This is a genomic window from Streptosporangium album (assembly GCF_014203795.1).
In the GTDB taxonomy this organism is placed as follows: domain Bacteria; phylum Actinomycetota; class Actinomycetes; order Streptosporangiales; family Streptosporangiaceae; genus Streptosporangium; species Streptosporangium album.
The window spans coordinates 2,287,748-2,307,719 of record NZ_JACHJU010000001.1 but is presented as its reverse complement, the minus strand read 5'-3'; the positions used below and the strand labels follow the sequence as shown (position 1 = coordinate 2,307,719).

The following is a 19,972-nucleotide window of genomic DNA, read 5'->3' as shown; positions in this document are numbered from 1 at the left end:
TGAGCCGGGCCGGGGTGCCCGTCGGCGGCCGGTCGGTGCTCGCGCGTGATCCCGAGTCGTGACGGGCCCCGCGAGGCCGTGATGTTCCACGGATTGCCAAGTCGATGAGAAACGTCCTCGGAACTCTCGCCGCGCACCCGTTCTCACGCTGCTTGCCCGCCGTGTTCGACCATGTGGCGGAACGGGGGAAGACGGCCGCAGCGAAAATAGGATAAATTCATGTAGAAATAAGCTGATATGTCTAATTTATTTCCTATTTATGTAGGCCTTCTTTGCTTTGCTGAAGTATAAGCGCTTGGCGGTATTTTTTGTGATTATTCGTCCGGCATTCTTGGGACGTCGGTAAGTCATGAGGGCGAATTCCGTCTTCTTGGAATCGGAGGATCACATGGGAACGAAAACTGCCGCATCGCTCGCCGCGGTCACGGTCGGAGCAACCCTTTTCGCCGGAGCGCTCATGGCGGGCCCGGCGGTCGCGGACGAGGGTCACGGCGCCAGCGCGACCAGCACACAGGCGAATGCCGGCCACGGATCCGGCTGGGTGAAGAACTTCATCTTCGCGGAGGATGAGCAGGCGGAAGATGAGCTGGTCGGCAGCGGGAACCAGAACATCGAGGACTGAGCCGGGACCGGCCCATTCCGGAGCCGCGCACGGGCATGGCGCGTCCGATTTCCGCACTCGGACGGTCAGCAAAAGACCGTGCTGGTAAAAAATGGAAATATCTTCCGCTGGATCTCCGCTCAGTGAGAAAGGCGGGTCGATCCGCCGCGGTTGCGCGCTCGCTCCCTCGAGGGGCGGGCGCGTGGCCTTTCCTGTCGAGGCGGTCCCGTTTCCGTCCGGGCGGTCCGGTTTCCGTCAGGGCAGTTTCGTCCACGGCCCCGGGGCGTGGTCGTCCTTCGGAATCCACAACGTCGGCTGGAGCTCGCGCAGCTTCGGTGTCGCGTCGGCGTCCCAGGGGAACCGGCCGTCGGCGTCGGGCCACACGATCTCCATGAAGGGCAGCGGCGGCTCCTGGTAGAAGTGCAACGCCATGCCGAACAGCGATCGGTACCAGCTCGTGTCAACGCTCCTCGCGACGACCGAGTAGTTCCTGATGACGTCGTCCCGCTCCTGGCCGTCGACGAGATGACGACCGGCCGCGACTCCGTCGGCGAGGGTGTTCAGGCAGTTCTGCATCACGTCCACCCGGAGTCCGAACATCGCCGCCTCGGGTGAGCGGAACGTGTGCCACAGCCCGACGGTGAACGCCCACCCCGGACCGTCCTCGTCCTCCGGGACCATGATGACGCCCCAACCGCGTTCCCGGACGTGCCGCATCGTGCTGTGATCGATCTCGTCGAGCTCCACGTCGCGTTCAACGCACAGGAGACAGTGGCATACATGCTGGTCGAACATGGTGTCGAGCGTAGTGCTCTCTGGCTGAAGGGGCTGTCAGGCCCGGCACCGGCTCCCGCCCCGGCTCGGTGAGGTGGTAGCCCCACGTTCACCGTCGGACCGTCCGGGGCGGGGAGCCGGCCGGGTCGATGCTCGCCACGAGGTCGCGCAGCCCGGCCACCACCTCGGGTCCGGACGGTGACTGCTCGGGGTCGGTCAGCCACTGCATCATGACGCCGGAGAGCAGCGCCATCTGCACCGAGCCGACGGTCCGCACCGTGGAGTCGGAGAGCTCGTCCTCCGGGACCCCCCGCAGGATCCCCGCCACCCCTCGGCGCCCTTCCTTCTGGCTGTCGGCCAGGTATTTTCGCAGCTCGGATGAGTGCTCGGCCTGCAGGATCGCCTCGATGGTGGCGAGCCAGAGCTTCCGATGCTCGGTGAACGACTCGATCATCTGCGTCCACATGGCCTCGTACTGCTCCGCGGGGGAGGAGCCCGGGTCACCGTAGGCGGCCAGCGTGCGGCCGGTCTCGTTCCCCCACTCGTCGAGCGCCTGGATGATCGCCGCGTTCAGCAGTGCCTCCCGGGAACCGAAGTGGTAGCCGATGGCCGCCATGCTGACCCCTCCGGAGGCGGCCGAGATGTCGCGGACGGTCGTCCGCGCCCAGCCCTTCTCCTCCAGGCAGCGCCTGGCGCCGGCGAGCAGATCCTCACGATTTCCCATACCGGGATGCTACTTGCCTTGGCGGGGGCGCCATCAAGGGGTAGCGCATATGAATTAGGCATTTGCATTGCGCAAATGCGCAAATCTCTGTACCGTCCACTTCAATCAGGCCGTTCCGGTCGGACGGCGCGGCGATCACACGAAAGAGGCAGGCATGAGCCAGGACACCACCTCCCCGACGACCACTCCCGTACGGGCCGGGCTGGACATCGCGGGCCGTCGCCTGTCCTACCTCGACTTCGGCGGGACCGGTCGCCCTCTTGTCGCCCTGCACGGCCACATGTCCGAAGGGGCGAGCTTCGCCGGCCTGGCCGCCGCGCTGGCCCCCGAGTGGCGGGTCATCGCCCTCGACCAGCGCGGCCACGGCGAGTCCGACCGGGCGGCCGACTACTCCCGCGAGGGTTACATCGCCGACGTCGTGGCCCTGCTCGACCACCTCGGCCTCGACCGGCCCGTGGTCCTGGGGCACTCGCTCGGCGCCGTCAACGCCTACCAGCTCGCCGCCCGCCACCCCGGCCGGGTCGGCGCCGTCGTCAACGCGGAGGGGCCGGCCTCCTTCGGCCTCGACGGCCCCAACCCGCTCGCCTTCGTGCTCGCCCTGCCGTACGAGGCGCCCACCCGCGAGGCGCTGATCGAAGGGCTGGGCCAGGCCGCCCCCTTCTTCGGCGACGCCCTCCGCGAGAACCCCGACGGCACCTGGCGCCTGCCCTTCCACCCCCAGGACATGGTCGACTCCGAGGAGCTGGTCCACGGCGACCACTGGAGCGACTGGCTCGCGAGCACCTGCCCGGCGCTCCTGGTGCGCGGCACCAAGGGCGTCATCCCCGCCGAGCAGGCCCACGCCATGGTCGAGCGGCGCCCCGGCACCCACCTCGCCGAGCTGGAGGCCGACCACTTCGTCTACGCGGGCGACCCCGAGGGCTTCGCCACCGCCGTCCGCGCGTTCCTCCGGTCCCTGGACTCCGTCGACTGAACCGGGAGTCCCCCGATCACCGGGAACGGGCCTTTCCGCCCTGCCGCCGATCTCACCGGGTGGCCGCCGGTGTGAGAATCCTGGCGCGGACCGCCGCGAGATCCTCGTCGCCGAGGCCCGCCGCCCGCAGGTAGGCCTCGGCGTCGAGAGACTCCAGCACGGCGAGTACGGTGGCGCGGGCGGAGGTGTTCTCGGCCGCGAGGAGCCTCCGGATGGCGATGTCCTGGTCTTCCTTCCCCAGCGCGGCGAAGAGCGGCCGCAGGCGCTCGGTGCTCAGCTCGTAGTCGGAGACGATGTCCTCGTGCGCGGCTCCGGCCAGCGCGAGCAGCAACAGGGTGACGAGCCCCGTACGGTCACGGCCCGCGGCGCAGTGGATGAGGACGCCGCCGGGCCGGGCGCGGGCGACGGCCGCCACGGCGGTGGCGCACCGTTCCGGGAAGCGGTCGAGGAAGGGCCGGTAGTACAGCGGCGTGCCGTACAGCCCCTTGCCCCAGTGGTCCCAGAACGCGGTGTCGGTCAGGTCCTCCAGCGGGACGTGCACGATGTCGACCCCGGCCGCGCCGGCCTTCACCCCTGCCGGGCGTTCGTGGTCGTTGCGCAGGTCGATGACCGTGCGGACACCGTGCGCGGCCAGTGCCGACCAGCCCGCCGGGCTCAGCTGGTCGGGGGCGTCCGAGCGGACGACCGCCCCCCATCGGGTCACGCGCCCCCCGGCGGTACGGAGACCGCCGAGGTCGCGGACGTTGTAGCAGCCGTCCCAGCCGAGATGACGATCGTCCATCACTTCCACCTCCCGCGTCGATGAATCAAGCCCATCCTGTACGACGTCCGGCGGGGCCCGCATGGGCGACCATGGACACATGATGCGAACCATCGGCCTGATCGGCGGCATGAGCTGGGAATCCTCGTCATCTACCGGGAGCTCACCCAGGGGCGCGTCGAGGACTCCTCCCGCATCCACGTCGAGCGCGCACTCGACCTGGCGCTGCGCTGAGCCGGGTCCCTCCGCTCAGGCGAGACGCGCGTAGACGATGACGTTGCCCGTGTAGTGGCCGGTCCGCCTGTCGAACGTGCCGCCGCAGGTCACCAGGCGCAGGCCCGCGTGGTCGAGCGGGCCGTACACGCGCCGGGAGGGGAAACCGCTCTTGGCGACCTGCTCGACCGACTCGACCACGAAGGTGGCGGCCGAGCCGTCCGCGCGGCCGACGGAGAGGGTGTCCCCGCCGCGCAGGCGTCCGAGGTCGTAGAAGACGCCCCGGCGTCCCCCTCCGTCGACGTGCCCGAGGATCACCGCCGCCCCGCGCTCGCCGGGAGTGACCCCGCGCGAGTACCAGCCCGCCTGCTCGGGACGCTCGACCGGGGGGACCTGCACCGTGCCGTCCGGGTTGAGGCCGAGCCGGCCGAGGGGCACGTGGACGCCGAGCTTCGGGATGTCCAGGTGGCGCGGCTCGGAGCGGCCGAGAGCGGGACCGGCCGAGGACGCGGAGGACCGGCTGCCACCGGTCGGGGAAGAACTCGCCCGTACGGCCTGCGACACGGCCGAGGGCACATCCCGTGCGCTCACGGCCGGCGGAGCCGGGGGGCCCTCCTGGGGCAGGAGCCCACAGCTCACGAGCACGGCACCGGTCAGCGTGACGGCGGCGGCCGCCACGCCCAGGGCATGGCGGCCGCCGGTCACCTCTCCACCTGACATCTCAGGCGTGGACCCGCGCGCGGCGGCGGCGTACCAGCACGCCCATCCCGGCCCCCGTGCCGAGAAGGACTCCGCCGAGCGGCACCAGAGCGCTCCCCGCGGGACCTCCGCCGGTCTCTGGGGCGCCCTTGGGGATCAACGGGACCGGCCTCGGCCCGCGGGTGCTGACCGGCGCGGGCTTCTCGGCCGGTGCCGCCCGCGTGACCGGCGCGGGCTTCTTGGCCTCTCTGGTCACCTGCGGGCTGGGCTTGGCGGTGGGCACGGGCTTGGGGGCGGCCGTCGGCTCCGCGTCCGCCATGGCCGGTCCGGCCATGGTCAGTGCCGCGACGCCGAGCGCCGTCGCGGCCACGATGGTACGGACAGATCGCATACATCCTCCTCAGCGGCGGCGTCGCCGAAACGGTCCGGCGACGCCTACCGGCACAGCTGTTCACCGGTCGGGAACGGTCTCGATGCTGGCAGGGCAATGTCCGCTCGCCGTGACCGGAATGTCATGAGTGTGTAATGGATGTCCTCATTGTGAGGAAGCAGTCCCGCCACTGCGGATACTTGGACGGTGGCCAGAGTGATGCTGATCGAGGACGACCCGTCCGTACGGGAAGGGCTGCGCCTGTCACTCGGCCGGCACGGACACGACGTCGAGGTCGCCCGGACAGGTGAGGACGGGCTGCGGCGGCTGCTCGTCGCTCCGGCGGACATCGTCGTGCTCGACCTGATGCTCCCCGGGCTCGACGGATTCGAGGTGTGCCGCCGGATCCGCGCCGGCGGGCCCACGCCCATCGTCATGCTCACGGCCCGCGGCGACGATCTCGACGTCGTCAGCGGCCTTGAGGCGGGGGCCGACGACTACGTGGTCAAACCGGTCCGGCCGCGCGTGCTGGAGGCGCGGATCCGCGCGGTGCTGCGGCGCGGAGGCCCGGCGACGGCCGCCGCGGCCGGGCAGGAGACGTACGGCGAGCTGACGATCGACCGTGGCGCGCTCACCGTCTCCAAGGCCGGTGTCCCGATCGTCCTACCGCCGATGGAGCTACGGCTCCTGCTGGAGCTGTCGGCGGCGAACAGCCAGGTGTTCAGCCGCCAGCAGCTCCTGGAGTCGGTCTGGGAACTCGATTTCCTGGGCGACTCCCGGCTGGTCGACGCGTGCGTGCAGCGGCTCCGGACGAAGATCGAGGACATCCCGTCCAGGCCCCGCTACATCCAGACCGTCCGCGGGTTCGGCTACCGGTTCGGGCCCCTGTGAACCGTCCGCCAGGCGAGACGACGTGACCCGGGTGGATCGGACGGCCTCCGGTGCCGGGCGGTCCGGGCGGTGGGCGACGTGACCCGCGGAGATCGGGCGGGTGGGGGCGGCTCCGGGCGGCGGACACCGCGACTCCCCATCTGGGTGCGCGGGCTCAGAGCCCGGCTGGTGGTCGTCTTCGTTCTCCTCGCGGGACTCAGCGCCCTGACCGCCGCCGGGCTGATCTACCGGCAGGCGCACGACCTCATGCTGAGGCGCACGGAGTGGTCGGTCGTCAACGAGTTCCGGCTGCGCGTCGCGACCCTCACCGAGAACATGCAGCACCCGCCGGACCGCGCGGCGCTGCAACGGCTCGCCAACGGGGTCGCACCCTCGTTCCTGCAGGCGACCGGCGCCGCCGCCTACCGCGATTCGGGGTTGATCGCCTCAGGGGACGACACCGGCCCGATCACCCCTGCGCTGCGCCGTACCGTCGTCGCGCGAAATCGCCTGTTCCACCAGCGCGTGATCACCTCCGGCACCCCCTACCTCGTGGTCGGCACGCCGGTGATGCTGGGCAAGCGGACGGAGCCGTCGGGTGTGGAGGTCTACCTGGTGACCCCGCTCAGCAAGGAGGAGGGGGACGAGGACGCGCTGGTCGCGGCGGCACGCAACGGGGTGATCCCCGTCCTGGTGCTGGCCGTGGTGTTCGCCCTCGTGGCGGCGCGGGGTGTGCTGCGCCCGGTGCGCGACCTCGACCGGGCCGCCCGCAGGCTCGGCTCGGGTGAGCTGGACACGCGCCTGAAGGTGAGCGGCGGCGACGAGCTGGCCAGGCTGGTGAAGACCTTCAACGCCACGGCCGTCGCCCTGGAGACCAATGTGTCCGAACTGCGCGGCATGGAGGTCAAGGCCCGCCGGTTCGCCGCCGACGTGTCCCACGAGCTGCGCACCCCGCTGGCGTCCATCCTGGCGATGGCGGACATGTTCGAGGAGGAGGCCGGCCGCCTCGAAAGCGACCTGGAAAAAGCGGCCCGCCTGATGAACCTGGAGGTGGGCAGGCTGGTCCGGCTCGTCGAGGACCTCATGGAGATCTCCCGGTTCGACGCCGGGGCGGCGACGCTCATCCTGGACGACATCGATGTGGCGGACGCGATCCGCGCCTGCCTGCGCACCCGGGGCTGGACCGGCCGTGTCGAGCTGGATCTCCCCCCGGGGGTACGGATCCGGATGGACCCCCGCCGCTTCGACGTGATCATGGCCAATCTCGTCGGCAACGCGCTCGACCACGGCGCGCCCCCGGTCACCGTACGGCTGCGAGCCGACGGTCCGGGCGGAGCGGACGATCTGAGGGGAGCGGACGGTCCGGGCGGAGTGGGCGGCGTCGTCATCGAGGTCCAGGACGCGGGCGACGGGGTGGACCCGCGCGTCCTCCCGCACGTCTTCGACCGCTTCTCCAAGGCCGACGCGGCACGGGTGCGATCGGACGGGAGCGGTCTCGGCCTGGCCATCGCCCGTGAGAACGCGCGCCTGCACGGCGGCTCGATCGAGGTGGCCAACCGGGCCGGGGGAGGAGCGGTGTTCACGGTCTCCCTGCCGCGCCGCGCGGAGGCCACCGGACCTTCCCCGGCCGTGGAGGAGCGATGACGAGCGCCCGCGCGCGCCGGACGCCGCCGGCGCTCGCCCTGGCGGTCACGCTGCTGGCGGCCGGTTGTGGCATCACCTCGACAGGCGTCGTGGACGGGGGCGAACCCGCTGTCGGCTTCCGCCCCAGCACCCGGCTCTACTTCGTGTCGGGGTCGCGGCTGCAGGCCGCGATCCGCCCCATCCCGTGGCCCCCGCTGAAAGACACGCTCACCCTGCTGATGGACGGGCCCAGCGCCGCCGAACGCGGGCGAGGGCTCCGCAGCGAGCTTCGGTCAGACGCGGAGACGCCGGTGAAGGTGGCCTCGGATCAGGCGAAGGTCCTCATCACGCTCCCGGTGCCCAAGCCGTCACCCGTGCTGCCCGTTCCGGTGCCCAAGGAGGCCAGGCCGTCACCCGCGATGCCCGTTCCGGTGCCCAGGGTGACCGACCCGACACCCAGGGAGGCCAGGCCGTCCGCCTCCCCCTCGACGCTGGGGATGGGCCAGCTCACCTGTACGGCGGCGAGCGCCCTGGCCGCGCGGACCGACATCGACCCCGACGCCGTCACCGTCGTCATCCAGTGGACGGGGGGCCGGCGGCTCGGGTCCTTCCGGTGCTCGGAGTTCCCGCGCGGGTCGGAGTGACCCTCACCCCCGACACGGGCATTCAGTGGTCGCGCACGAACGTCATGTTGCGGGCGAAACGCCGGAATCCCAGGGAGTGGTAGGTCGCGCGGGCGGGAGCCCCTCACGCGAGGTCCGGCCCGAGGCGGAAGCAGCACCCGGAGGAGCGGAGGAGCGCAGGTCGGAGAGGGTGCCGGAAGAAGCTCGTAATCTTTTTTCGGGGGAGCTCGTAACAACGAGGGGTCCCGGACCACTTCCCGATGTCAGAAGAACACATCCGGGACAGAGGGGGCGGGGCGGTGACGGACGATTCGCAGCGATTCACCAGCATGTACGACGAGTGCCGGCAGCGCGTGTGGGCCTACGTGGTCAGCCGCGCGGGACGGCAGGTGGCGGACGAGGTGGTGAGCGAGACGTTCGCGATCGCCTGGCGGCGGCTGGACGACGTGCCGGAGCCCGCTCTGCCGTGGCTCCTCGGCGTGGCCCGCAACGTGCTGCGCGACAACATCCGGGCGGAGGTCCGGCGGGACGCGCTCGGCGCCGAGCTGCGGTCCTGGACCGAGGGCGACGTCGCCGAGCAGGTCACGGAGCGGCTCAGCGTGCTCAGGGCACTGACCGAGCTGCCCGAGGACGACAGGGAGGTCCTGATCCTGACCGCCTGGCAGGGACTCTCCCCCCGGGCGGCGGCCCACGGGGCGGCCCGCCAGCCGGACACGGCCGGCGCCTACTGGCACACCGTGTCCGTGAGCCGGAACCTGTTCACGGCCGCCGACGCGGACTACACCGTCGTGAATCGGGAGCAGAACGAGGGCTGGACCCCGTCGGCGACCGGCGGGGAGCAGTGGAGCCGGACGCGGTCACTCGGGGCGGAGCCCGCGACCCCGGAGGACGAGGCGGCCTGGAAGCAGGCCGGCTCTCCGGCCGAGATCCCCGTCACGGTGCCCGGCAAGCGGGGGGCCAAGCTCACCCTGTCGACCGAGCCGGGGGACGCCCAGGACGGCCACGCCCCCCTCGTCGACGGGGACAAGGTGTTCTGGCTGGGCCGCAACGTCACCATGAAGGACCTGCGCGGCCTGCCGTCGGACCCGGCCGGCCTCAAGGCCTGGCTGCTGCGCTCGTACGAGGGGCACGGCACCGAGTCGTCGAGCGACCCGATGTCGTCGGACGCCTGGCTGTTCGCCGTCACGGTCGGGCTGTTCACCGACATGCCGATCACCCCGCAGGTGCGTGGCGCGGCCTTCCAGATGCTCGCCGACCTCAAGACCATCAAGGTCGTCCGTGACGTCACCGACGCGGAGGGCCGCACCGGCACCGCGGTCGCGATCGAGGAACGGGTCAAGGCGAACGCGACCGCCAAGGACGACGGCGGGATCCTGCAGACGAGGCTGATCTTCGACGAGACGACCGGGCAGGCGCTGGCCAGGGAGAGCGTCGTCGTGCGGCCGGGCGGCCTGCAGGCCGCATTCGCGCCGGGCACGGTGTGGAACTCCGAGGCCGTCCTCGAAGCCGGCTGGACCGACGGAAAGCCCGCCGCCTGACCTGACCCGGACCCGCCGTACCCCCGCAGCGTACGGCGGGTCCCCTTCCGGGGTCCTCCGTCCCCTGGCCCGTCGGTGCCAGGCCAAACAGGACGATATTTCGATATTCCCGATTTCTTCAGATGGGCATGGCTAAGATCATTCAGTTTCGGCCAGACCCTAATCGGCCAGACCCTGATGGGTTCGGCCAGCCCCTGATAAGAAGGAGTCGGACTCCGTGAAGATCCGGATGGTTGCGGCAGCGCTGCTCGCGGCCTCGGCTACGCTGCTCGCGACTTCACCCGCGAACGCCCTCGACTACACAGGCAAGGACCCGTACAAGTCCGGCTGTGCCCGTTCCGCGCGCGTGCTCAAGACGGCCGACCTGATCACCTACGCCGACAAGAAGGACGTCGGCGACGTCAAGCTCATGTGGTCGAGCACGTGCAAGACCAGCTGGGGCGAGGTCGAGGTCTCCCCGCAGGCGGACGTGAGCATCCTGGTCGCCACCGATCTCAAGGAGAGGGGGAAGACGTCCTACGTGAAACTGAAGAAGGGCAGGGGTGGTCGTCACTGGGGCCCCATGCTGTCCGTGCTCCGTGGCCGATGCACGTACGCGTGGGCCGAGGCGAGGACCGGTTCCTACGCGAAGGACGTCGGGCTCGGCGACACCGACATGGTCTGCCGCCGCTGACGCCTCCCGGAGGGATGGGCCGCCGGAGCTCAGCCGGCCGATCTACGTGGCGATGGCGGTCACCGTCGATGGTGAGCGCGACATCCTCGGGCTATGGTCCGGTGACGGCGGCGAGGGTGCCAAGTTCTGGCTGCACGTGCTCACCGAGATCAAGAACCGCGGTGTCGCCGACGCGTTGACGGTGGTCTGCGACGGCCTCAAGGGCCTGCCGGACGCGATCGAGCAGGTATGGCCGCAGGCGGTCGTGCAGACGTGTGTGGTGCACCTGCTGCGCGCCTCGTTCCGGTATGCCGCCCGTCAGCACTGGGACGCCATCGCCAAGGCGCTGCGGCCGGTCTACACCGCACCCACCGAGGCCGCGGCGCTGGAGCGGTTCTACGAGTTCGCCGAGGCGTGGGGCGGCCGGTATCCGGCGATCGAGACCCTGCCCGAGCCCTTGCCCGAGACCTTGACGACCGGCGTTTTGCCGACCGGCGCCCAGGTACGGCCCTTGGGTGGGCGCAGGCTCTGACCGCTCTCGTCTTCGAAGAGGATCCAGGCGTGGCGTCCGGCGGCGTCGGCGCAGATCTGTGGCCAGACCTGCGCCACCCAGGCCGCGATCTGTTCCTCATCGCGCTCGGCCGCCCGATGAACCGGCACCTGCGCGCTCCAGCCGATGCGATGCAGCAGGTAATCCAGCCCGCGCAGGGTGTAGGACACCCCGAACAGCTCACCGATCACCTGCGTGATCCGCGCCAGGGTCCAGCGCTGATCGCTCCAGCCGTGGGCGGCCGGGCCGCGCCAGGCATAGGCCGACTTCTCACTCACCCGCAGGATCCGGGCCACCTGTGCGGGCGCGAACTCGTTTCAAGATCAGTATCTGTTGGATTTTCCGCGATTACTACCGGGACCCCTGATAGGAAGGGGCATTGACAAAGGGGAGACGGGTTTGATCATCGAGGGTGTGGACGTGCGGGGTTTGCAGCATTGTGAGACGACGGGGCTGGGGGTGCTGCTGCGGCAACAGGGGCTGGAGTTGTCGGAGCCGATGATGTTCGGGCTCGGAGCTGGCTTGGGTTTCATCTACTGGGACGGCAAGGGAATGGATTTCCCGTTCCTGGGCGGCCGGGTCAAACCATTCGAGCTGACCAGGAACCTGGCCGGTCGGCTGGGACTGGACCTGGAGGTGCGGGAGACCGCCTCGCAGCGCAAGGCCTGGCAGAACGTCACCGAACAGATCGATGCGGGGTGGCCGGTGGGATTGCAGCTCGACAGCTACCACCTGGACTACTTCGGATCGAAAGTGCACTTCGGTGGCCACATCGTGGCCATGTACGGGTACGACGACGTCGCCTACCTGGTCGACACCGACCAGCAGGGCGGAGCGGTCACGACCAGCCTGGCCAGCCTGGCCAAGGCAAGGGCCGAGCGCGGCCCGATGACGGCGAAGAACCGGTCCTTCACCCTTACCGTCCCCGATCAGCTCCCCGCCCTGCGAGACGTCATCGTCCCGGCGATCAAGGCCTGCGCGGGGGACTTCCTCAATCCGCCCATCGCCAACCTCGGCTACCGGGGCATTGAGAAGACCGCCCGACAGGTCGAGAAGTGGTGGGACCGCAGCGACGACCCCGCCCGGGACCTGCCGCAGGCGGCGCTGCTGATGGAGCGCGCCGGGACAGGCGGTGCCCTGTTCCGCAACCTTTACCGAGACTTCCTCGGCGAATGCGCACACCTCCGTGACGACAGCGCGCTGCGTACCGGCCACGAGATGTACGGACGCGCCGCTGGGATGTGGACCGAGGTCGCCGGCCTGATCGCCAAGGCTGGTGAATCCGGCGATCCCACACACCTCGAACAGGCCAGCACGCTCCTCCATGACCTTTCGCGGCTTGAGCACGACGCCATGCAGGCGCTGGCCGCTATCGAGGTGTGAAATGACCGTGCCGAACTCCGATGAACGGGTCCAGCCCACATACGCCCAAAACCCGCATTGGCCCGGCGTTCCCGCTGGTCAGGGGCAGGTGTGCGGCGGGGAATCCGGTCGAGCCCAGGTGCCGGACAACGGTCCTTTATCCCGTACACGGTGATGGCCGGGACGGCGCTGACCTGCGGGTCCACCGCGAGGGCAGCCGCACGACTCGGGCGCGTCATCCGGTACATCGAGATCGGATGTGGGTTTTGGGCGTATGTGGGCTGGACCCCTACCTTGCACTTTCGGTGAGGACACCCCGCTGACAACTGGCCCGGAGCGTCCGAGGCGTCGGGCCTGAAGATGCTCGCACACAACATCCATGCCGACCGGGTCAGCCATGCCTCCCGCGGGGCTTGTTATCGCTAAGAGCCAATGTCACCGACAGTTCCCTGGCACACCCTGGACGTTCACACGCCCCGAAATTGACACGAACTGGCGCCGAGGGAAAGCCCAATAAAGGGGAAATCGTACAGTCGGTTTCCCCCGGAGAGTCCGTTCAGCAGGATTTCCGCGTTCTTGCGGACGTGGTCGACGGGGTCGCTGTCACGCAACTGCCTGACGAGATCGACGAGGCCGGGGTAGGGAAAGTAACCCGTAGCGACGATCACAGACTGGCGGACTGCGGGGTCGGGGTCGCGTGCGACGTTCTGGAATGCCTGGGTTACCGGTTCTCCATGCTGTTCCGTGGCAGCAAGTGCCACAGCGTAGACAAGGGCCAGTTTCTCGTTCCGGGCGCTCGCCCCGTTCAGCGCATTCAATGCCTCGGGAGCCGACCAGAGGCGGGTGCTTCTGGCCCTTGTAGGGGTCCAGCCAAGGTGAGCCCAAAAGCCGCAATGCATGATCGTTTATGGTCGTGCCGTCAGAGACAGGGGTCCCGGTAGTGATCGCGGAGAATCCAATGGATATGCCCCTGGCTTGCTCTGATGTGAGGGCACCGCAGGACTGGTGTGCCGGTTGGTGGATGCGGCGGGCTGGGGCGAGGATGCCGCTGACCTTGCCCGGGTGCTCCACGTCGACGCTGGTCAGCGATATCCGTTGGATTCTCCGCGAGTACTACCGGGACCCCTACCGGGACCCATGTACAGCCAGCACTACCTGGATGTCCTCGGGGTCATGACGGCCGCCCGCCGAACTGCCAGTTGTGCACCTCGATGTCGGCGTACCGGTCCGGGGTCAGGATGGCGCGTGCCGTGTCCGGGTCCGGCGCCCGGACCAGCGCCGCCGTACCCAGCCAGGTGGCGCCGTCGTCGGACAACAGCGGCCCGTACGCGATCAGCACGTCCCCGTTGAGTGGCACAGCGAGGTCGGCAGCCTGCCCCGTGCCGAGGCCAAGCACCAGGTACCGGTTGCCACCGGCCCGGCCGCCGGGGAAATCCCACATGGTGCGCCCCAGCGTGTTGCGCCACCGTCGCAGCAGCACGTCCCGGTATACGCCAGCCTGGTAGTTCGGCTCGTCGAAGGCGAACGCACGGGCGGCGACGGGATCGGGAAGGTCGACGATGTGCACGCTGCCGGTGGGTGTGTCGCCGTCGCCGGCGAGGGTCGGGCCCCGGGCGATCATCTCCTTCGCGTACCGGTCCATATAGGACCAATGCTCTTCCAGTAGCTCATCGCGCAGCGCTACGGAGCCGGGCCGGTCGCGGTGGTAGCAGAAGAAATCCATGCCCATAGCTTGCCCCCACCCCACCAATAGATCGCCGCGCACAAGGCGTTCGGGAAACGAGCGTTCGCGATACATACAGATCAACATGGCGTTCCCGCAGGTCGCCGAAGAGTTCGGCGTCACCCGCCCCACCATCTACCGCCACCTCACCAAGGTCTGACGCCACATAGGCCGCGCCCGAGCCGCAGCATTGTTGATCTTGTATTGCGGCTTTTGGGATCACCTTGGCTGGACCCCTGCAGCGCCTGCTGCGCACCGCCGGCTGGGACGCCGACGCCGTCCGCGACGACGTGCGCGCCTACGTGGCCGAGCAACTCGGCCGTGCCATCGAGATCGACGTGCCTGGATCCCGTCCCGAACTGACTTCCGGAGACTAATCACCGCAGGTCAGAGGTAACTTCGTTGCACTTGCGAACGTTGCTCAGGTGACCTCTTGGAGGCCGCCGGACCGGTTAAGTCGAGCTCATCCGCGCTTCTTCTGAAAGACCGCATCGGTCGCGCCCCACATGAACACGGCGCTGAGGGGGCACTGTGGGAAGTCAGCCCTCAGCACCCTGGCGAGGAACTTCGCCATGCCGCAGTCGTAGCGACTCCACCGCGTATCGCCCCGCTTGTAGACCAGGACGGGCCAGGAGGCGGGATCGCGGCCCGAGGCGTCCCAGCACAGCAGGTCGGCGGTGGCATCGACGCCCCAGGTGATCAGCAGCGGAGAGGTTCCTTCCAATTCGGGCGACTTGTCCTCGCTCTCCCAATCCGCCTCAGCGTTCGCTGTCTCCACCACCATCCCGTCCCGCCGTGCCTCCGACAGCGACGTCTTGGGCTCCGGTTCGTCAATCGACAGGTAGTTCTGCACCGCTCCGGCCCCGTACACCTGCATGAAGCGTACGTAGTCGGGCGGGAACGCCCGCCCCCACGACTCGGTGATACAAGCCCAGTCGACAGCGGTGCCGCCATCCGCCGGTGGCGGCATGAGCCGCTGCAAGACGTCCACGTCAGCTGCCGCACTCATCGGTGTCGCCCTTCTGCGCTGCCCGCCGGGCGGGCCAGCCGCGCCAGTCGGCCCTCGCAGAAACTCACCATGGAGGACAGCAACCCCGGCTGCATCGGAGTCTGACCCATCGCCGTCGCTCAACCTCTCCTCGCTCCCGGTGACCAACGCCGAATACCCTGGCACATCTGACCAGCGCCGTCACCCACCCCATCGACCAGATCCTTCAACAGGCCCTTGCTTGGTCCCATCACCGGCGTGCCCACCAAGCCCGCGCACGCAGCTGGGCGGGCGATGCTCTCGCCTTGCAGGGGTTCGGGGATGGCAGTCCCGAGTCCACAGGCGGACTGAACCGTGTTCTAGTAGGGCTCTGTCAGGTGTCCCGGATGCCCAATCAGAGATGGGTGTAGCTCTTTCTCAGGGACTGAGTTGATCAGGCAATGAGGTTGTGTTCGGCCTGGTGAACCCGCCCGCCTCGGCCACCGCCAGCCGGGCCAGCCCGTGACTGTGACGCCCCGCCGGCAGCGACAACGCCACATCGGCCGGATACACATTCGGCGCGCCCGGGGCACGCCAGGCGCACCGCCCGCAGGTCCAGGTGGGCCTGCAGCAGCCGGCGCAGCAGCTCACGGCCCTGCTCGGCGAGCATCTCCTCCAGCAGGTCATGGGTGAACGCCGCGGTCGCGGGGTCGGCGAGCTGTCCGATCAGACAGTTGAAGGTGTTCTTCGCGGACGCAAAGCAGTCAGCCGGCACGGGCGTGTCGTAGACCTTGGCCGCCTGGACCGGCAGCCCCAACGCCGCCACGATCTTTTTGGCCCGCATCGCGCCACCGGCATAGACCGGTGCCTCCAGCACATCCTGATAGGCCCGCGGCAACACCGATACGCCCAGGCCAGGCCGCCACCGCGGCACCGTCATCACCCTGATGGGCGAGGTGCCCGAGTCCGGAGCCGCCTTCTCCACATCGTCCACGCGCTGCGGGCCGTCCACCGCGACGCCACCGGGCGGCTGCTCTACCGGACCAGCCGCCTGACCCGCGAACTGGCAGGCCGACCGCCCCATGGCCGCTGGAGCGACCCGCCCCCGCTTGCGGACCTGTCCAGTCCCGACCGGCGCGGCAAGGTCCTGGAACTCCTGGCCGCCCAGCCCTGGCGGGCCTGGAAGGGAACCGAACTGGCCGCCATCCTCGGAATCGCGAACATCAACAGCTTCCGCGTCCAACTGTCCCAATGGTCACACCAGGGCTACATCAACAAGATCGGACCAGCCCTCTACGGCCCCATGCCCACGAGCACTTAAGCCTTTGTCAGCAGGCTCTGACGTGCGAGTTCCGGAGTCAGTCTGTCGTGTCGTGATCGGCTGAACATCCAGCCTGAGCCAGAGTGATGCCAATCTGAGCCAATATGGCTTGCTGGTGGCATCACGGTGTGCCATAGTGATGCCATGGACCTGACCCCGTATGTGGCCTCCCTCGGTCGCGAGCTGCTGACCGCCGTCGAGACCGGTGATGGTGACGCCAGTGTGCTGATCGAGCGGTTGACCGTGTCGATGGAGTCGGCGATCCGGCTCACCCTGCTCGAGGCGTTGTCGGCGGCTGCCGACGAGATCACCCGAGACCTGGCTCCCGGTTCGGTCCAGGTGCACCTGCGTGGACGTGACCCGAACTTTGTCGTGACGGTTCGGCAGGCGGAGCAGCCACTCGAGGACACCCCGGATCTGGGCGCGGTGTCGGCTGATGACGCCGCGGCGAGCTTCGAGGACGGCCCGGTGGCACGGATCAACGTCCGCCTCCCGGAACAGCTCAAGGCCGCGATCGAGGAGGCGGCGGGCAAGGAAGGTCGCTCGCTCAACGCCTGGCTGGTGCGGGCCGCCTCGACCGCGCTGCGTGCCCCGGAGCGCGACCACGGCTCCGACCGGCGCGGCAAGCGCAGCGCGCAGCGTTACACCGGCTGGGCTCGCTAGCCCACGCCGACACCCAGAACCACTTTCTTCGTACATCTCCGACCAGCGGGGATGTTCTTCTGACTCATTCTGAGGGGGTAGCCATGCCTGTTTTCGCCACGCCTGAACCGATTTCCGCCACGATCGAGCTCTCCGTCGGTGACGTGCAGATCATCGCGAGCGACCGGACCGACACCGTCGTCGAGGTGCGGCCGAGCGACGAGTCCGACGAGTCCGATGTGGACGCCGCGCAGAAGACGCGCGTCGAGTACGCCAACGGCACGTTGACGGTCCGTGGGCCGAAGGCCCGCATGCTCGACTTCTCCAAGAAGACCAGGTCGGTCGACGTGCTGATCGAACTTCCCACCGGCTCGCACGTGCACGCGGACCTGTCGGTAGCGGACCTGCGCGGCGTCGGCACGCTGGGGGAGTGCCGGCTCAAGGCGTCGGTCGGGCATTTCCGCCTCGACCGGACCGGACCGCTTCGACTGGGCACCTCCGGTGGCGACATCACCGTCGAAACGGTCGCGGGCAACGTCGATGTCTCCACCGGCACCGGGCGCGTGCACATCGGCGAGATCGGTGGCACCGCCGTCATCAAGAACTCCAACGGCAACACCGACATCGGCACCGTCACCGGCGAACTGCGGGTGCGCTCGGCCAACGGCGACATCTCCGTCGACCGGGCCGACGCCATGGTGGAAGCCAAGACCTCCAACGGAACCATTCGCGTCGGCCAGGTCACGCGCGACACCGTCACGCTGCACACCTCGACCGGCCACCTCGAAATCGGTGTCGCCGCCGGCACCGCCGCATGGCTCGACCTGAACACCTCGCACGGGCGGGTGGAGAACTCGCTGGACGGTCTCAGCGAAGCACCGGAGAAGTCCGAGCAGACCGTCGAAGTCCGCGCGCGCACGTTGTTCGGCGACATCACCGTCCGCCGTTCCTGACCAGATCTCGAAGGGGTTCTCATGACCATGCCATCCCAATCTGCGATCACGGCGACCGGACTGCGCCGGTCGTACGGCGACCACGTCGTGCTCGACGGCGTCGACCTGAACGTCCCGCGTGGCACCGTTTTCTCGTTGCTCGGCGCCAACGGCGCCGGCAAGACCACCACAGTCAAGATCTTGTCCACCCTGATCCGCGCCGACGGGGGCAGCGCGCGGATCGCGGGTCACGACCTGTCCGCCGAGCCGGACGCGGTGCGTGCCGCGATCGGCGTCACCGGCCAGTTCTCGGCGGTCGACAACCTGCTGACCGGTCAGGAGAACCTGACCCTGATGGCGGATCTGCACCACCTCGGCCGGAAGGCGGGCAGGCGCAGGACCGCCCAGCTGCTCGAACAGTTCGACCTCGTCGATGCAGCCAAGAAGACGGCGGCGACCTACTCCGGCGGGATGCGGCGGCGGCTCGACCTCGCGATGACGCTGGTCGGCTCACCGCAGGTGATCTTCCTCGACGAGCCGACCGCCGGGCTGGACCCGCGCAGCCGCCGTGCCATGTGGCAGATCGTGCGGGAGCTCGTGGCGGGTGGCGTCACCATCTTCCTCACCACCCAGTACCTGGAGGAGGCCGACGAGCTCGCCGACCGGATCGCGGTGCTCGACCACGGGAAGATCGTCGCCGAGGGCACCGCGGACGAGCTCAAGCGGCGCATTCCCGGTGGCCACGTCCTGCTGCGGTTCGCTGACGAGCGCGACCTCGAATCCGCCGCGCGCGCCGTGGGCCAGGTGTCCCGCGACAGCGACACGCTCGCCCTGCGCGTACCGCACGACGGCAGCCTCAGGTCGCTGAAGGCGCTGCTCGACCGGCTTGACCAGAACGCGGTCGAGGTCGACTCGCTGAGCGTGCACACCCCCGACCTCGACGATGTCTTCCTCGCTCTCACCGGCAACAAGGAGAAGGTGACCGCACGATGAGCACTGTGTCGCACGCCCTGACCGACTCGGCGACGATGCTTCGCCGCAACCTCAAGCGCATGGTGCGCTACCCGTCCATGACACTGCAGCTCATCGGCATGCCGATCGTCTTCCTGCTGCTGTTCGTCTACGTCTTCGGCGGCACGCTCGGCGCCGGGCTCGGCGGCGTCTCCGGCGGACGTGCGGAGTACGTCAACTACGTCACCCCCGCGATCATCCTGATGACGATCACCGCTGCGGTCCAGGGCACCACCATCTCGATCGCCATGGACATGACCGAGGGCATCGTCGACCGGTTCCGCACCATGGCCATCGCCCGCGTGTCCGTCCTGACCGGACATGTCATCGGCAGCCTCATCCAGACGATGCTCAGCATCGCGGCGGTCATCGGCGTCGCGCTGCTCATCGGCTTCCGGCCGTCGGCGGGGCCCGGCGACTGGCTCGCCCTCATCGGTGTCCTGGTGATGATGGCCTTCGCCTTCATCTGGCTGTCGGTCGCGTTCGGCCTGGCCAGCAAGACCGTCGAGTCGTCGAGCAACGTCGGTATGCCGCTGCTGCTGCTCCCGTTCCTGGGCAGCGGGTTCGTCCCGACCGACTCGATGCCCACCGTGCTGCGCTGGTTCGCCGAGTACCAGCCGTTCACGCCGCTCATCGAGACCCTGCGCGGCCTGCTGATGGGCACGCCGGTCGGGAACAACGCCGTCATCGCGGTCGGCTGGTGCGTCGTCATCGCGCTCGGCGGCTACCTCTGGTCGAAGAAGCTGTTCAACCGCGAGTCCACCCGCTAAGCCGCACTTGAGCCAAGGCGAAACGATCGGTGCACGACCTGCGCACCGGCGAGGAAAACCTGCTGCTGATGACGGATCTCCTGCACCTGCCCAAGGCAGAGGGCAAACCGGCTGCCCGCTGCGCTCGCGCTGCACTGTCATTGCAACGCATCATTGCATTCGCGCGCAGTGTCATTGCATTAATTAGCGCTAATTACCTGCCTGAATGCACTTCCTGCGGTTGACAGGAATTCTGAATGCAGCGTAGCTTTCGAATAATATCAAACACGTACTA

At 68.8% G+C, this 19,972-nt stretch carries 25 protein-coding genes and 1 pseudogene; 16 read left to right on the top strand and 10 right to left on the bottom strand.

Going from position 1 to position 19,972, the window contains the following annotated elements; translation table 11 throughout:
• The first annotated feature begins 388 nt into the window (after nucleotides 1–388).
• Entirely contained in the window at nucleotides 389–622 is a 234-nt protein-coding gene (locus tag FHR32_RS10890) for a hypothetical protein (RefSeq protein ID WP_184754197.1), read from the top strand.
• Between the two features lie 234 nt (nucleotides 623–856).
• On the opposite strand, the gene FHR32_RS10885 is transcribed toward FHR32_RS10890, so the two are convergent.
• Together FHR32_RS10885 and FHR32_RS10880 are read right to left on the bottom strand one after the other, a co-directional pair.
• Nucleotides 857–1,396, bottom strand: a complete 540-nt coding sequence (locus tag FHR32_RS10885; protein WP_184754196.1) for a DUF4262 domain-containing protein — start codon at nucleotides 1,394–1,396, stop codon at nucleotides 857–859.
• A gap of 88 nt (nucleotides 1,397–1,484) precedes the next feature.
• Nucleotides 1,485–2,099, bottom strand: coding sequence for a TetR/AcrR family transcriptional regulator (locus FHR32_RS10880; RefSeq protein WP_184754195.1), 615 nt, complete (start codon nucleotides 2,097–2,099; stop codon nucleotides 1,485–1,487).
• Between the two features lie 154 nt (nucleotides 2,100–2,253).
• Here FHR32_RS10880 and FHR32_RS10875 point away from each other — a divergent pair, with 154 nt between their 5' ends.
• Entirely contained in the window at nucleotides 2,254–3,072 is an 819-nt protein-coding gene (locus FHR32_RS10875; protein WP_184754194.1) for an alpha/beta fold hydrolase, read from the top strand.
• 52 nt (nucleotides 3,073–3,124) lie between these two features.
• Here FHR32_RS10875 and FHR32_RS10870 read toward each other — a convergent pair whose 3' ends face one another.
• The 3 genes from FHR32_RS10870 to FHR32_RS10860 all read right to left on the bottom strand — a co-directional run bounded on the left by FHR32_RS10870 (nucleotide 3,125) and on the right by FHR32_RS10860 (nucleotide 5,135).
• Entirely contained in the window at nucleotides 3,125–3,853 is a 729-nt protein-coding gene (locus FHR32_RS10870; RefSeq protein WP_184754193.1) for a tyrosine-protein phosphatase, read from the bottom strand.
• A gap of 228 nt (nucleotides 3,854–4,081) precedes the next feature.
• On the bottom strand, nucleotides 4,082–4,750 hold the full coding sequence (locus FHR32_RS10865) for a class F sortase (protein ID WP_312882254.1): 669 nt from the start codon (nucleotides 4,748–4,750) through the stop codon (nucleotides 4,082–4,084).
• Between the two features lie 16 nt (nucleotides 4,751–4,766).
• Nucleotides 4,767–5,135, bottom strand: a complete 369-nt coding sequence (locus tag FHR32_RS10860; RefSeq protein WP_184754191.1) for a hypothetical protein — start codon at nucleotides 5,133–5,135, stop codon at nucleotides 4,767–4,769.
• A gap of 186 nt (nucleotides 5,136–5,321) precedes the next feature.
• Between FHR32_RS10860 and FHR32_RS10855 the strand changes: the two genes are divergently transcribed.
• The 6 genes and pseudogenes from FHR32_RS10855 to FHR32_RS44205 form a co-directional block, all read left to right on the top strand.
• The gene (locus FHR32_RS10855) at nucleotides 5,322–6,005 is read left to right on the top strand and encodes a response regulator (protein ID WP_184754190.1); all 684 of its coding nucleotides are present in this window, start codon (nucleotides 5,322–5,324) and stop codon (nucleotides 6,003–6,005) included.
• Nucleotides 6,006–6,083: 78 nt separating this feature from the next.
• Nucleotides 6,084–7,628, top strand: coding sequence for an ATP-binding protein (locus FHR32_RS10850; protein ID WP_312882253.1), 1,545 nt, complete (start codon nucleotides 6,084–6,086; stop codon nucleotides 7,626–7,628).
• Nucleotides 7,625–8,251: a hypothetical protein gene (locus FHR32_RS10845; protein ID WP_184754189.1), complete on the top strand. Its 627-nt coding sequence runs from the start codon at nucleotides 7,625–7,627 to the stop codon at nucleotides 8,249–8,251. Before FHR32_RS10850 ends, FHR32_RS10845 begins: the two co-directional genes overlap by 4 nt.
• A 278-nt stretch (nucleotides 8,252–8,529) precedes the next feature.
• Nucleotides 8,530–9,768, top strand: a complete 1,239-nt coding sequence (locus tag FHR32_RS44210; RefSeq protein WP_312882252.1) for a sigma factor — start codon at nucleotides 8,530–8,532, stop codon at nucleotides 9,766–9,768.
• A gap of 217 nt (nucleotides 9,769–9,985) precedes the next feature.
• Complete coding sequence (locus tag FHR32_RS10835) at nucleotides 9,986–10,441, top strand: DUF2690 domain-containing protein (RefSeq protein WP_184754188.1); 456 nt, start codon at nucleotides 9,986–9,988, stop codon at nucleotides 10,439–10,441.
• Between the two features lie 31 nt (nucleotides 10,442–10,472).
• A pseudogene (locus FHR32_RS44205) lies at nucleotides 10,473–10,874 on the top strand (transposase); the annotation flags it as partial.
• Here the strand turns inward: FHR32_RS44205 and FHR32_RS10825 are convergent.
• On the bottom strand, nucleotides 10,817–11,248 hold the full coding sequence (locus FHR32_RS10825; protein WP_312882250.1) for a winged helix-turn-helix domain-containing protein: 432 nt from the start codon (nucleotides 11,246–11,248) through the stop codon (nucleotides 10,817–10,819). The pseudogene FHR32_RS44205 and the gene FHR32_RS10825 overlap by 58 nt on opposite strands.
• 121 nt (nucleotides 11,249–11,369) lie before the next feature.
• On the opposite strand from FHR32_RS10825, the gene FHR32_RS10820 reads away from it, so the two are divergent.
• A complete protein-coding gene (locus FHR32_RS10820) occupies nucleotides 11,370–12,353 on the top strand; it encodes a BtrH N-terminal domain-containing protein (RefSeq protein WP_184754187.1) in 984 nt (327 codons plus the stop codon).
• Between the two features lie 446 nt (nucleotides 12,354–12,799).
• Here the strand turns inward: FHR32_RS10820 and FHR32_RS10815 are convergent, their stop codons facing one another.
• Together FHR32_RS10815 and FHR32_RS10810 are read right to left on the bottom strand one after the other, a co-directional pair.
• The gene (locus FHR32_RS10815; RefSeq protein ID WP_184754186.1) at nucleotides 12,800–13,150 is read right to left on the bottom strand and encodes a HEAT repeat domain-containing protein; all 351 of its coding nucleotides are present in this window, start codon (nucleotides 13,148–13,150) and stop codon (nucleotides 12,800–12,802) included.
• A 353-nt stretch (nucleotides 13,151–13,503) separates the two neighbouring features.
• Nucleotides 13,504–14,055 carry a YciI family protein gene (locus FHR32_RS10810; RefSeq protein WP_184754185.1) on the bottom strand — a complete coding sequence of 184 codons (552 nt, stop codon included), beginning with the start codon at nucleotides 14,053–14,055 and terminating at the stop codon, nucleotides 13,504–13,506.
• Between FHR32_RS10810 and FHR32_RS10805 the strand changes: the two genes are divergently transcribed.
• Together FHR32_RS10805 and FHR32_RS10800 are read left to right on the top strand one after the other, a co-directional pair.
• Complete coding sequence (locus FHR32_RS10805; RefSeq protein ID WP_184754184.1) at nucleotides 14,054–14,215, top strand: helix-turn-helix domain-containing protein; 162 nt, start codon at nucleotides 14,054–14,056, stop codon at nucleotides 14,213–14,215. The genes FHR32_RS10810 and FHR32_RS10805 overlap by 2 nt on opposite strands.
• Before the next feature lie 64 nt (nucleotides 14,216–14,279).
• Complete coding sequence (locus FHR32_RS10800) at nucleotides 14,280–14,432, top strand: hypothetical protein (RefSeq protein WP_184756676.1); 153 nt, start codon at nucleotides 14,280–14,282, stop codon at nucleotides 14,430–14,432.
• An 86-nt stretch (nucleotides 14,433–14,518) separates the two neighbouring features.
• Here FHR32_RS10800 and FHR32_RS10795 read toward each other — a convergent pair whose 3' ends face one another.
• Entirely contained in the window at nucleotides 14,519–15,064 is a 546-nt protein-coding gene (locus FHR32_RS10795) for a hypothetical protein (RefSeq protein ID WP_184754183.1), read from the bottom strand.
• Nucleotides 15,065–15,476: 412 nt separating this feature from the next.
• On the bottom strand, nucleotides 15,477–16,265 hold the full coding sequence (locus FHR32_RS10790) for a hypothetical protein (protein WP_184754182.1): 789 nt from the start codon (nucleotides 16,263–16,265) through the stop codon (nucleotides 15,477–15,479).
• 222 nt (nucleotides 16,266–16,487) lie between these two features.
• Here FHR32_RS10790 and FHR32_RS10785 point away from each other — a divergent pair, with 222 nt between their 5' ends.
• The 5 genes from FHR32_RS10785 to FHR32_RS10765 all read left to right on the top strand — a co-directional run bounded on the left by FHR32_RS10785 (nucleotide 16,488) and on the right by FHR32_RS10765 (nucleotide 19,922).
• Entirely contained in the window at nucleotides 16,488–17,006 is a 519-nt protein-coding gene (locus FHR32_RS10785) for a toxin-antitoxin system HicB family antitoxin (protein WP_184754181.1), read from the top strand.
• Nucleotides 17,007–17,089: 83 nt separating this feature from the next.
• Entirely contained in the window at nucleotides 17,090–17,938 is an 849-nt protein-coding gene (locus tag FHR32_RS10780; protein ID WP_184754180.1) for a DUF4097 family beta strand repeat-containing protein, read from the top strand.
• Nucleotides 17,939–17,959: 21 nt separating this feature from the next.
• Nucleotides 17,960–18,910: an ATP-binding cassette domain-containing protein gene (locus FHR32_RS10775; RefSeq protein WP_221465354.1), complete on the top strand. Its 951-nt coding sequence runs from the start codon at nucleotides 17,960–17,962 to the stop codon at nucleotides 18,908–18,910.
• Nucleotides 18,907–19,698, top strand: coding sequence for an ABC transporter permease (locus tag FHR32_RS10770; protein WP_184754179.1), 792 nt, complete (start codon nucleotides 18,907–18,909; stop codon nucleotides 19,696–19,698). Before FHR32_RS10775 ends, FHR32_RS10770 begins: the two co-directional genes overlap by 4 nt.
• Nucleotides 19,699–19,727: 29 nt before the next feature.
• Complete coding sequence (locus FHR32_RS10765) at nucleotides 19,728–19,922, top strand: hypothetical protein (RefSeq protein ID WP_184754178.1); 195 nt, start codon at nucleotides 19,728–19,730, stop codon at nucleotides 19,920–19,922.
• Nucleotides 19,923–19,972: the final 50 nt, after the last annotated feature.

Bases quoted from the DNA above. Each gene is read 5' to 3' on its own strand.
- FHR32_RS10770 (WP_184754179.1), top strand. From the start codon at position 18,907: ATGAGCACTGTGTCGCACGCCCTGACCGACTCGGCGACGATGCTTCGC.
- FHR32_RS10795 (WP_184754183.1), bottom strand. From the start codon at position 15,064: ATGAGTGCGGCAGCTGACGTGGACGTCTTGCAGCGGCTCATGCCGCCA.
- FHR32_RS10890 (WP_184754197.1), top strand. From the start codon at position 389: ATGGGAACGAAAACTGCCGCATCGCTCGCCGCGGTCACGGTCGGAGCA.
- FHR32_RS10885 (WP_184754196.1), bottom strand. From the start codon at position 1,396: ATGTTCGACCAGCATGTATGCCACTGTCTCCTGTGCGTTGAACGCGAC.
- FHR32_RS10780 (WP_184754180.1), top strand. From the start codon at position 17,090: ATGCCTGTTTTCGCCACGCCTGAACCGATTTCCGCCACGATCGAGCTC.
- FHR32_RS10870 (WP_184754193.1), bottom strand. From the start codon at position 3,853: ATGGACGATCGTCATCTCGGCTGGGACGGCTGCTACAACGTCCGCGAC.
- FHR32_RS10805 (WP_184754184.1), top strand. From the start codon at position 14,054: ATGCCCATAGCTTGCCCCCACCCCACCAATAGATCGCCGCGCACAAGG.
- FHR32_RS10785 (WP_184754181.1), top strand. From the start codon at position 16,488: ATGGACCTGACCCCGTATGTGGCCTCCCTCGGTCGCGAGCTGCTGACC.
- FHR32_RS10860 (WP_184754191.1), bottom strand. From the start codon at position 5,135: ATGCGATCTGTCCGTACCATCGTGGCCGCGACGGCGCTCGGCGTCGCG.
- FHR32_RS10880 (WP_184754195.1), bottom strand. From the start codon at position 2,099: ATGGGAAATCGTGAGGATCTGCTCGCCGGCGCCAGGCGCTGCCTGGAG.
- FHR32_RS10875 (WP_184754194.1), top strand. From the start codon at position 2,254: ATGAGCCAGGACACCACCTCCCCGACGACCACTCCCGTACGGGCCGGG.
- FHR32_RS10775 (WP_221465354.1), top strand. From the start codon at position 17,960: ATGACCATGCCATCCCAATCTGCGATCACGGCGACCGGACTGCGCCGG.
- FHR32_RS10810 (WP_184754185.1), bottom strand. From the start codon at position 14,055: ATGGATTTCTTCTGCTACCACCGCGACCGGCCCGGCTCCGTAGCGCTG.
- FHR32_RS10845 (WP_184754189.1), top strand. From the start codon at position 7,625: ATGACGAGCGCCCGCGCGCGCCGGACGCCGCCGGCGCTCGCCCTGGCG.